Raw genomic sequence first — 10992 nt, forward strand, 5'->3', positions numbered from 1 at the left:
CCTTCTCGAGCTGGGCCTTCTCACGCTCATGGGTCTCACGAAACTCGGCCTGCCGCTTTTCCAGGTCCGCGCGCTCCTTCGCTGCGTCCTGCTCCGACTTGTGGTCGTCCTTCAGCCTGTTCTCAAGCTGCTCCTTCTGCATCTTCTGCAAAGCCTCAAGCCGCGCGTCCCCCTCCTTCTCCCGCTGGTCCTTCTCGAGCTGGGCCTTCTCACGCTCATGGGTCTCACGAAACTCGGCCTGCCGCTTTTCCAGGTCCGCGCGCTCCTTCGCTGCGTCCTGCTCCGGCGTGTGCTCGTTATTCAGCCTGTTCTCAAGCTGCTCCTTCTGCATCTTCTGCAAAGCCTCAAGTCGCGCGTCCCCCGCCTTCTTCTGAGCGTCCAGCGTATTGGGCTCGGCCTGCCGCGTGTCCTCCTCCGTCTTCGCCCTGGTGACGTCGCCATGATTAGAGCCAGTACGCTCGGCATCACCCGAAGACGCGTCGTTCTCCACGCCGTCAACGCGTTGCAGATGCAGATCTCTGGTGGCGGTAATACGGCCTTCCACTCCAGCACGATTGCCCAAAAAGGCGTCGCGCACACTGGCAACAGAAACCGGTAGCTCTGTCCCAAAGTCATAACCAGCGCTGCGCCCATAATGGCGAGCAAACTCAAAAACCTTTCCGAGGGCTTCTGTGTCGACCTCGACCTTTGGCGAGTCCTTCAGCAGGGAAGAAGCCTCCGTGATTTTCGAGTACAGAATACGATCAGCTTCCTTTTTCATGTCGTCAGGATCAATGGGATTTCCAGCCTTGTCGTAGTAATTTGCCTTGTCGCCCATGATGTACGTTTTACTGATCGACTTGCCGAGTTGGTCTTTCAGTTTTTCCACGTAACCTTGTAGCTGCGTTTTGAAATATTCATTGAATTTCTGCGCGGTCTCTGCGTTTTTCTCTACAACCTTGCGACTCATGGCCTCGTCGACAAGCTTCCCTGCATGGTCAAGCTGACTAGGAACCTCATTGCGGATCTCTTTGACAGCTGTGTCCCGGTCCAGTTCCAGAGCGGCGATCTTCCCCTGGTCCGATCCGGCAGCCGCTATACGCGCGTCGAACTCATGCCTCGCCTGTGCTTCCTTGAGCGCTACATTGGCCAACACCCCCGCCTTGGCGGATTCATAGTTTCGCTCGTGATCCACGAGTGCACCATCGGCGAGTCTTTCATTGATCTTCTTCCATGCATCATCTCTTAAATTTCTGATATAGTCAGGCGCTGCAAACTTGTCCACGAGCTCCTGCACTTTTTTCATCTTCTCCTCAGCTTCGTTGACCCGCTCCTTGTTGTGCTTCACGATTTCGGCCACGACGCTCGCAGCCACCACGAAGGGTTCCTGGGGACCAGGAATCAGTGCGGCAGCATCCCACCCCGCGCACCAGGCACCACTACACCGAAGCAGGGGAACGATCTGATTGATTGCTTTCTGCCGCTCTTCCGGAGAGGCATTTCTATTCTCCCAGACTCCCTGGCCATAAGCGATCAGACCAACCACACCTGTCGCGAGGTTCACTTTTTCAAAGGCGCCCGACCCCAACTTTTCTGCCTTTTCCTCCAGTTTTTCCATTTTTTCATTTGGAGCTTTCGGTTTTTCGCTCAGCTGGCCAAAGGCTTGCGCTACCGCCTCCTCTGGAATAATAATCGGTGCACCGTGAGAATCTGTTAAATGCAGGTCATACTTTTTTGTCAGATCCTTGAACGCCTGCTCCGCATAACTCTGCATGGACCCAGGCAAGTACTCGTTCCTCCAATCGTCGCTCTCCAAGCCTGCATCCGACCTCTTGTCGTCTTTTTTCTTGTCTTTTATTTCTTTGGCTGCCGGTACTGGCAGGGGCCCCTCCGCGGCGACGGCTGGGCCTGCAGCGGTTACGCCTATTCCGAGTAGGGTTCCTGCGGATAGGGTTAAGGCGGCGTATCGGTTCGCGACCGAGATTGTGTTCTTGCTTGCCTTCTTGCGTCGTGCAACCATTTCGTGCTCCAAGTGATCGGTGTGAGTGCGGTGGCGGGGCTCCGGGAGGAGTCGCCCGGGGTTCCCTTTTTTTGGGGGGGGCGGGGCGGCGGGGTCGTAGATCCGTTCCTGAACACCGGGCCGAGGAGGCGTGTATGCCTCCGGGGCTGGGAAGCACCTCGCCCCGTTACGCGGGAGCCAGACCTTCCTCGTGTGACGCGGGCCACCTCGTGTGATGCAGGCCACCTTGACGGTACGCCTCGCCCCAGACACCCGCAATAGCCGTAGATGGGGGGTCTCATGACATGTCCGTCATGTTCTTGCCGTCGCCGGCTGACACCAGGGTGTTGGGAAGGGGGGCGTCACCGTCGAGCGGGTGCTGACCGAGAACGCCTGGGCCTGGGCGGGGTGTGGAGGGTAGTGACGTTGATGTGAGGCTCCGTTTTGTGGGGGAGTGCGGTACGGATCGTGGGGGAGCCGTGGGAGCCGGCCGTGGAGGGTGGGCGGGATCTGGGCGTTCGCCAGGGCACGTTGCACAGGCGGGTCCACCGGGCTCCGGATGCGTGTGGACGCGGAGACCGCGGGCGTCGTACCGCCGGAGGGACTGCTCGTGGACACGGTGTGGTGTGGGGATTTCCGCTTCGTGCTGGACGTCGTCTCCCACGGCGCGTGGCTGTACCACCGGTTCAGCCTGAACCTGCGTGGTGTCGAGGGCCGTGGGCCAGGACGGGAAGGTGCTCGGCATTCTGCTGCAGCTCCGCCGTGACGGGGCCGCGGCCAGGGTCTTCTTCCGGAAGATGAAGAAGACCCCTGCTGGCCGCCCGGATGTTCGTCACCGACAAGCTCCGCGGTTACGGCGCGGCCCACCGCACGGTCATGCCCTCCATCGAGCACCGCTGCCACAAGAGCCTCGACAACCGGGACGAGAACAGCCACGAGGACAGCCAACGGGCTACGCGACCGCGCCATGAAGGGCTTCCGGTCGGTCGGCGCAGCCCAGAGCTTCCTGTTCGCGTTCAGCGGCATCTCATCCCCCTTCCGACCCCGCCGCCACCTCATGACCGCACCCGAACACCGAGCCGAAATGGCCGGCCGCTTCGCCATCCGGGACCAGATCACCGGGACCGCCACCCCGCGGCTTGACACGGAGCCGCTTTCCGGGAGCCACCGCTGATGAGTTCGCGTCCCAGTGGAGCGCCGATCGGGAGTCCGCCCTGTACCACCGTGCGTACCCCACCAAGCAGGTACGGCAGACCGAGTACGGCGACCATGACGAGCACGGCCTGCCCCTCGCGGACAAGATCCCACTCGACATCACCAGCGCCACCGGCCATAGGCCACCGCCCTCAGCTGACGGACGGTGGCCCGTCCCTCAGGGGCGAGCCGTCACCGGTGGAACTCACGTGGGGGTGCCGGCCGTCACACGAGTGGTATCGACGGCCAGCAGGGCAGGGCGGACGGCTTGGCCTTGTCGCGGACGGCGAGGACCTGCTTGTTGCGCCCTGTCACGCCCCGACTTGGCACCAGCCGCCTGCGAGGTGCGCCGGGGGAGTGTCTAATCAACGGCCCTGTCTCGCTTTCAGTGGTGACGGAGCGTGCCGTTATCCGAGAAGGATGCGATGGCGGAGCAGGGTGAAGCCTGCTCGTCCGTGCATCTGGCGCGCGATGCGCTTGGTCTTGGTGTTGACGCCCTCGGTGGGGCCGTCGCTGTGCGGAAGCGTGAGGGCGGCGATCACGGCGTCGAGGTCTCGCTCCAGACCTCGGGTGAAGGCGTGCAGGTGGGGCAAGTCGACGCTGCGGACCTGGCTGATCCAGCGCGACAGCGCGTCGGCATTGTCGGCGTGAGGTGCAAGAGCGGACGGGCGAGCCGGCGCGGGGAGGTATGAGCTCGGTGAGCCAGGCCGCGAAGGTCTCGAAGGTACGGTCAAGCAGTATGTCCCCGGCGATGCGGTGGGGTGGTTCGGGCTTGGGTGGTGGTGGTTTGGGTTCGCGCCTGTCGGCCACCGATTTTCGTCGACCGTTAGGTCACCTCCCGCACCCGCACCCAAAGCCTCCGTGCGGGACACTCGCAGGCCTTGAACTCCTGGATTCTCTCCAGCTCGCGAACCCGCCTGCCTCGCGCAGATGACGGAGCCTCCATGACGGCGCGGCCGCAGGGCCGGTCAGCGGCCCAAGCACACCACGGTGGCGCATACCGTGCTGCCCAGTGCGGCCCCCACGAAGACTTGGACCGGTGTGTGCGCCCGCAGATGCAGACGGGACCAGGCGATCGCGGCGACGAGGAGGTACAGCACGGACCAGCCCGCGCCCATGTGGAGGGCGAGGAGGGTGACGCCGGCGGCTGCCGCGCTGGTGTGCACGGAGACGTTGGTGAGGCACGTACACGCAAGCAGGAGGGCAGCTAGCAGTGGGGCCGTACGTCCCAACGTCAGCAGCGCGGCTGGAGCTCCGAGGCGCGCGCAGATCAGCCACACGGTGGCTCCGGCGATGATGCTCGCGGACAGCAGCAGCAACCGGGGCCTGCGTTGGGGAGGCATGAGGGACGGCCACCCTGCCACGCGTGCGCTGAGAAAGGCCAGGGCCGAGCAGAGCAGCGCCCAGGCACCGCTGCCGCCCAGCCCCCACAGAAGCCCGTCGTAGTGAGGCCAGGTGATACGCCAGCTGACGGCGCCGCAGGCGGCCACCGGCAGGAAGGGGGGAGAGAAGTAGGTGCTCAGCTGCTGCGCCAGCCTCGTTCGGTCCCATCCCACGGTAATGATCGCCACGGCATGTGAACGAGGCGACTACCGCGGGGTTCCGTGTTCGGGAACAGACTCGGGCGTGTCCGTGCACCGCCCTCATTCGTTGGCCTGAGCGGACGTCGATCGTGCGATAAGCGGTGAGCGGAAGAAAGATTGACATGGCACCAGGCATGCGGCTGTGCATCAGCGCCGTGCACAAGGCGTACGGCAAGCGGGCTGTGCTGCGCGGCGCTGACCTCACCGTGTCGGCAGGCATGCTCGTGGGAGTGGTGGGGGAGAACGGGGCGGGCAAGAGCACGCTGCTGCGCATCGCGGTAGGACAACTCATGCCGGACCGGGGCACAGTGCAGCGCCTCAGCGCGCTGGGGTACTGCCCGCAGCAGCCGGTGGTCAATGACACGCTCACGGTCGACCAGCATCTGCGGCTGTTCCAGGTCGCCTACCGGCTGCCGGGATTGGACCACGCCCGGGAACTCGTCGATGTGCTCGGCTTCGGCGGAGAGCGGCGTACCCGGGCGGGAGAGCTCAGTGGCGGTACACGACAGAAACTCAACCTGACCCTGGCGCTGATGCATGACCCGCCGCTGCTGGTGCTGGACGAGCCCTATCAGGGCTTCGACTGGGACACCCACCGGCGTTTCTGGCACTTGGCGGGCGATTTGCGCAGTCGAGGACGGTCGGTCGTGGTGGTCTCCCACCTCATCCACGACCTGCAGAACTTCGACAGCCTCTACCACCTGCGCGATGGCTGCCTGCACCCGGAGGGAGTGACAACGTGAAGCATCAGTGGACGGCGTTCACGGTGGCCCTTGGCCTCACGCTGACCGGTCATCTGCGCAACCGCCTCGCGATGAGTATGACCGCCTTCTTCATCCCGACATGGATCTACCTGGTCCGCGTTATTGCCGTGAACAAGGACATCACGTTCCACAGCAGCGCACTCGGCATCGAGGTGACCGCCTCGATGAACCGCACCATCCAGGTTTCCAGCGCCATGCACGCGGTCACGGTGGTCGCCGGCTTCATGATGTTCATGGCCACCTTCAACGCCCGGGACATGGACCAGCGTCTGGTACTGGCCGGCTATCCCCGCCTGCAACTGCTGGCCGCCAAGCTCGTTGCCCTTCTCGTCATCACGGCACTGCTGACCTGCTACACCACCGTCCTGCTCCGGTTGTCCTGGCCGCTGGCCCAGCCCTGGGCAGTCGCCGCGGCCCTGACGTCGGCGATCCTGGCGTACGGGGGGCTGGGCATCATGGCCGGGTACCTATTGCGCGGCGAACTCGAAGGCTTCTTCGTCGTGGTGATGACCACGCTCATCGATGTCGGCATGCAAAGCCCGGTCTCCAACCCGGCAGGAGACCAGAAAGGTCTGAGCGCCCTGCCCCTGTACGGGCCGGCACAAGCGGCCCTGGCCGCCTCCTTCACCCACACGTCCCCGCTGTCGTGCGCAGCCCGTGCCTTGCCATGGTTCGCGGCCACCAGCGTCATGGCGCTCATCATCTTCTGCACGCGCACCCGGCATTACGGCCGGCCCGCAACCACCTCTCCCGGGCGGCACTCGGCGGTACCAGCGTGATGGACGAGGGTGAGCACGGTGCGGCCGCGGTGACCCCATGCGATGGCCTTGACGTTCCTGAGCCGTGGCGGCGCTGGCGGGTGGCAAGGGATCCTTGGACACCCGCGGACGTGCCTGACCTGTCCGGGCGTACGGCAGCGGTCACCGGCTCCTCCCGCGGCATCGGTGCGGCGACGGCCGAGCACCTCGCCCGCCACGGCGCACACGTGATCATCGCCTGCCCATCGTCCGCCCAAGGGAACGCGGCAGCAGATGCGCTGCGCCACGGGGTAGCGTCGGCGCAAGTGGACAGCGTCATCTGTGACCTGGCCCAGCTGGCCCAGGTACGCCAGGCCGCCGAACAGATCACCGACCTTGTCGACGGACGGCTGGACCTCCTGGTCAACAACGCCGGAGTGGCCGCGCTGCCGTTCACCCGCTCGTCGGACGGCTACGAGACGCAATTCGCCGTGAACCACCTCGGTCATTTCGCTCTGACCGGCCACCTGCTGCCCGCTCTGCTGAACACGCCCCGGCCACGGGTGGTGAATGTCTCCTCCGTCCTGCACTGGCTCGGCCGATGCCACACCGACCGCCCCCACCATCCCAGGCGTTACCACCGGTGGCTGGCGTACTTCGACTCCAAGCTGGCGAATCTGCTGTTCACTCAGGGACTCCAGACGTGGGCACAGGCCCGTGGCCTGCCGCTGCGCGCGATCGCAGCCCACCCCGGCCTGGTCAACACCACCCTGGGCTCGGGCGCCTTGCACGCCGACGGCCGCCACCTCGAAGCGCGGCTGCTGGAATGGATGCAGGCACGATGGAACTCCCCGGCCACAGCATCCTGGCCATTGCTGCGAGCTGCAACCGACCCCCACCTCGCCGGTGGGGAATTCATCGGCCCCGGAGGACGATGGGAATGGTCCGGACCCCCTGTGCACGTGCGAGCAGCGCGGCGTGCCCGTGACGCCCAGGCCATCGAGAGGCTATGGCAGCTTTCCCAGCAGCTGACCGACTACCCTTTCCCGCTGCCATCAGCGCAGCCGGCGCGAGGGGACGAACACACGTGAGGTCACCCGCTCCGGACACGGTCAGGTCCGTCGGCCGTCGTCGGCAGCGGCTCCTGCGCAGGGTGGGCAACAGCTGGCTCCTTCGCCGATGGGGGCCGCGCTTGCTGCCCCGTCTGGACCGACGGATCCACCACTGGACCAAGGGCCGGTGGATGCCCAGCCACCTGCTGATTCCCGTCCTCCTCCTCCACACCACCCGCCGCGCGGCACTCCCTGCCAGACTCCCCTCCTCACTGACAGGACCGCATGGGGCACTTTCATGGTCATGGCGACCAACTTCGGTCTCGCCCGACACCCCGCCTGGTCGTACCACCTCTTGCGCGACCCGCACGCCACGGTCACCTGGCGCGGCCAGACCCTCCCGGTGCGGGCGCGCCTGCTGACCGCCCAAGAGCAACAGGCCGCCCGGGCACGCATCCTTGCCCGGATGCCGTGCTTCGACGATTACGTCCAAAGCAGTCGACGGAACGTCCGTGTCTTCGCACTTACCCCTCCCTCAAAGAGTGGTACCTGCCGCACCTCCTCCTCCAGCAGCGCCCGGGGCTCTTCGACCAGTTCGCTCACCGTGTCGAGGGCCTGGCGCTGTGCCTGGGCACGGCTGTGCGCGAGCTTGGCGGCGTAGTCCCGGAGCGGGGCGTCGGCGCGGTCGGCGTCTTCCCCCGTTGCTGAGCAGTCATCGAGTGTGTGGGCCGGCCAGATCACCAGGGGCGGTTTGGGGTCGGCGGTCGCCTTCGACCAGCGCCCACGATTTCGCCATTCCCGCGGCGGCGGGGCACGGTGGGCAGTCGTCGGTGATGGCCGGGGGCCGGCCGCCATGCCTGTCCTTGCGGGCGGCGGTGCTCCACCGTCGCCTCGCGGATGTCCTCACGCGCGGTCTCCGTCAAGGCCGGTGATCCAGACATTGGTGATCAGTTTCCGGGCAGCGCAGAGCCTTCAGACATGCAGGTGGTGTCCGCACCACTACAACGGGAGTCCTACGTCCAGGAGGACTTCCTTATGCATCTCGGGACGACGGGTATCTGGAGTCTGGCGTTCACACACGGAGACCCTGCCGAAGCACGGGAGGCCGCCGCTGAGCTCGAAGAGCTTGGCTACGGAACCGTCTGGCTCGGCGGCAGCCCAGGAGGTAACCCCCGCGGAGACCTGGTCAGGACAGCCGAGGTCCTGGCTGCGACCAACCGGGTCACCGTCGCGACCGGGTGCGTGTCCATCTGGGACAGAACTGCGCTTGCCGGAAACCTCATCCGTCCTGGTGGGAGCCGGTGTGTGAGGTGACGGGATGTCGACGGCGTCGCCCGAGCAGGCGCTCTCGCGTCGCTGGCGATCGTCGGGGCATGATGATCGACCGTGCTGCTGCGACTGGCGTACCTGGGCGTGACGAACGCGTTCACGATGTTGCGCATGCTGCGGATGAGGGATCGGGACAAGGACGCGGAGATCCTCGCTCTGCGCCATCAGATCACGGTGCTGGAGCGTCAACTTGGCCACGAGAAAGTGCGGTTCACCTGGAGTGACCGGGCGTTCCTGGCGGCGCTGCTGCACCGGCTGCCGCCGGAGGCGCTGCGCAGGGTGCGGCTGCTGGTGTGCCCGGACACGGTGCTGCGCTGGCACCGTGATCTGATCAGACGCCGGCACGCTGCCGAGCCCAGGCCGAAGCGCGCCAGACGTCCACGGACCGTGCGCTCCATCCGCGCTCTCGTCCTGCGGCTCGCGCGGGAGAACCCGGGCTGGGGGTATCGCCGTATCCACGGTGAGCTGCTCGTCCTGGGGGTGACGGTGGCAGCGTCCACGGTGTGGGAGATGTTGAAGGATGCCGGGATCCCGCCGGCACCCGACCGTGCCTCCACCACCTGGCACCTGGGCCGACTTCCTGCGCTCCCAGGCGGACGCGCTACTCGCATGTGACTTCTTCGAGACCGTCACCCTGTCCGGCGCGCGGCTGTACGTGTTCGCGGTGATCGAGCATGCCAGTCGCCGCGTCCGGGTGCTGGGCGCGACCGCACACCCGACCGCCTCCTGGGTGACGCAGGCCGTGAAGAACCTGGTCATGGACCTCGAGGACGCGGGCTGCCGGGCGCGGTTCCTGATCCGGGACCGGGACGGGAAGTTCCCCGCCCTCTTCGACGCCGTCCTGAAGGATGCCGGGATCGAGGTCGTGCTCAGCGGGGTCGGGATGCCCCGGATGAACTCGGTCATGGAACGGTGGGTGCAGACCTGCCGCCGCGAACTGCTCGACCGGACGTTGATCTGGAACCAGCGCCATCTGCTCCACGCCCTGCGGGAGTTCGAAGACTTCTACAACTCCCACCGGCCGCATCAGGGCATCGCGAACGCCCGCCCGCTGCACTCCCTGCCCGCGCCAATCACCGATCCGGACGAGACAGCCCGCCTCGACGTACGCAGACGAGATCGCCTTGGCGGCATCCTCTACGAGTACGAGCACGCCGCGTGACCTGCGCGGACGAGGAATTCGGCAAGGACAGGTCCTCCATGGATGCGACCAGCTCGCCCGGCGCGCCCTCGGTATCCTCGTCCAGCTGCCACAGTCGGGGTGTGGCGGTCATGTAGAGGCGGCGCAGGGACGGGATGCGGGTGTTGTCGTGGACGACGGCCCATGGCTTGCCGATACGCCCAGACGTGCGGTGCGCCTCGTCGACCACGATCAGGTCCCAGCCCGGGAGGCCGGCCTTGTGCGCGCGCTCCAGCGTGCCCATCCCGAGGGAGGCGTACGTGGCGAACACGGTGACCTTGTCGAACGACCGGACCCAGGCGAGTAGCTCGCCCACGTCCGTGGTGTTGGGGAAGCCTGCCTCGTCCCCGCGCAGGGACGAGACCCCGATCATCGGTCCGCCACGGCCGCCCTCGCGCCATGCGGCCTCGGTCTGGGCCAGCAGATCGAGGGACGGCACGAGCACGAGCACCCGGCCCGCCCGGAGCTCCTCGGCGCTCCGGGCGGCGACGAGGGTCTTGCCGGTTCCGGTCGCCATGATCACCTGAGTTCGGAGTCCCCGTTCGGGCACGGTGGCCCGTGCAGGCAATTCGAGCGCCCGCAGTACCGCATCGACGGCTTCTCGCTGGTGGGGGCGGAGTTCCTTCGCTGCCATTCTTCTCTACCATCTCCTGCGGGCCTCACCTCGGGCATGACGCGGAAGAAATCGGGAAGCCTGCACGTGGGCGCCTTGTGATCGGCTACGGTGTAAGCGAGTTGATCCGGGGTGCAGCCTCGGATCAACCGCCGGAAGCTGTGATCGAAATCGGTTCAGACCGCCTTAGCTGGTGCCGTTATCGGAGTCCAGAGTCTATCTCACATCTGGAAATGAAGCACTCGAAACTCCAAGACCCCTCCAACGCGACTTTGTCCTCTTACTACTCGCTTATGAGGTGCCTGACTTTCAGTCACATCCATGCGTCCGCTGTCAGGTTCAGCCCTCGATCTCCCGACTACCCGTCACCTTCGGTCCCTGCCGCCAGCACAACCACAAGAGCCTCCTCGCTGCCAGCCGTGCGGGCCGCGCGAAGCGTGGCACGCTTGGTGACGCGGGTGTCACAGGCGGCTGGAGCGCAGCGCAGGCCACCGGTCGGCCGAAGGCCGGCCGGGGGGGGACAAGAGAGGAGGGGGGGCCGCCGGGGGGGGGGGGGGGGAGG

Annotated in this window: 7 protein-coding genes and 5 pseudogenes; 7 read left to right on the plus strand and 5 right to left on the minus strand. The window is 65.9% G+C overall.

Translation table 11 applies throughout. From position 1 onward, the window contains the following. Positions 1–1753 (minus strand): annotated as a pseudogene (locus ACZ7HQ_RS43310) (hypothetical protein); the annotation flags it as partial. A gap of 935 nt (positions 1754–2688) precedes the next feature. On the opposite strand from ACZ7HQ_RS43310, the pseudogene ACZ7HQ_RS43315 reads away from it, so the two are divergent. Beyond that, a pseudogene (locus ACZ7HQ_RS43315) lies at positions 2689–3152 on the plus strand (DDE-type integrase/transposase/recombinase); the annotation flags it as partial. 427 nt (positions 3153–3579) lie between these two features. Here the strand turns inward: ACZ7HQ_RS43315 and ACZ7HQ_RS43320 are convergent. Both ACZ7HQ_RS43320 and ACZ7HQ_RS43325 read right to left on the minus strand, forming a co-directional pair. Then, a pseudogene (locus ACZ7HQ_RS43320) lies at positions 3580–3816 on the minus strand (transposase); the annotation flags it as partial. A 324-nt stretch (positions 3817–4140) separates the two neighbouring features. Next, positions 4141–4728 (minus strand): phosphatase PAP2 family protein, encoded by a 588-nt coding sequence (locus ACZ7HQ_RS43325; protein WP_471002602.1) that lies wholly within the window; start codon positions 4726–4728, stop codon positions 4141–4143. A gap of 149 nt (positions 4729–4877) precedes the next feature. Here ACZ7HQ_RS43325 and ACZ7HQ_RS43330 point away from each other — a divergent pair, with 149 nt between their 5' ends. The 4 genes and pseudogenes from ACZ7HQ_RS43330 to ACZ7HQ_RS43345 form a co-directional block, all read left to right on the plus strand. Further along, a complete protein-coding gene (locus ACZ7HQ_RS43330) occupies positions 4878–5498 on the plus strand; it encodes an ATP-binding cassette domain-containing protein (protein WP_471002605.1) in 621 nt (206 codons plus the stop codon). Next, complete coding sequence (locus tag ACZ7HQ_RS43335) at positions 5495–6298, plus strand: hypothetical protein (RefSeq protein ID WP_471002608.1); 804 nt, start codon at positions 5495–5497, stop codon at positions 6296–6298. Before ACZ7HQ_RS43330 ends, ACZ7HQ_RS43335 begins: the two co-directional genes overlap by 4 nt. Next, positions 6298–7347, plus strand: coding sequence for an oxidoreductase (locus tag ACZ7HQ_RS43340; RefSeq protein WP_471002617.1), 1050 nt, complete (start codon positions 6298–6300; stop codon positions 7345–7347). The genes ACZ7HQ_RS43335 and ACZ7HQ_RS43340 overlap by 1 nt, the downstream gene beginning before the upstream one ends. Positions 7348–7612: 265 nt before the next feature. After that, positions 7613–7780 (plus strand): annotated as a pseudogene (locus tag ACZ7HQ_RS43345) (nitroreductase/quinone reductase family protein); the annotation flags it as partial. An 11-nt stretch (positions 7781–7791) separates the two neighbouring features. Here the strand turns inward: ACZ7HQ_RS43345 and ACZ7HQ_RS43350 are convergent. Next, the gene (locus ACZ7HQ_RS43350) at positions 7792–8049 is read right to left on the minus strand and encodes a hypothetical protein (RefSeq protein ID WP_471002620.1); all 258 of its coding nucleotides are present in this window, start codon (positions 8047–8049) and stop codon (positions 7792–7794) included. Between the two features lie 237 nt (positions 8050–8286). On the opposite strand from ACZ7HQ_RS43350, the gene ACZ7HQ_RS43355 reads away from it, so the two are divergent. Both ACZ7HQ_RS43355 and ACZ7HQ_RS43360 read left to right on the plus strand, forming a co-directional pair. Next, complete coding sequence (locus tag ACZ7HQ_RS43355) at positions 8287–8622, plus strand: hypothetical protein (RefSeq protein ID WP_471002611.1); 336 nt, start codon at positions 8287–8289, stop codon at positions 8620–8622. A gap of 72 nt (positions 8623–8694) precedes the next feature. Continuing rightward, positions 8695–9799: pseudogene (locus tag ACZ7HQ_RS43360) on the plus strand (integrase core domain-containing protein). Here ACZ7HQ_RS43360 and ACZ7HQ_RS43365 read toward each other — a convergent pair. Continuing rightward, a complete protein-coding gene (locus ACZ7HQ_RS43365; protein WP_471002614.1) occupies positions 9711–10451 on the minus strand; it encodes a DEAD/DEAH box helicase family protein in 741 nt (246 codons plus the stop codon). The pseudogene ACZ7HQ_RS43360 and the gene ACZ7HQ_RS43365 overlap by 89 nt on opposite strands. Positions 10452–10992 lie beyond the last annotated feature (541 nt).

The sequence above is a fragment of the Streptomyces sp. NPDC037290 genome (assembly GCF_055603245.1).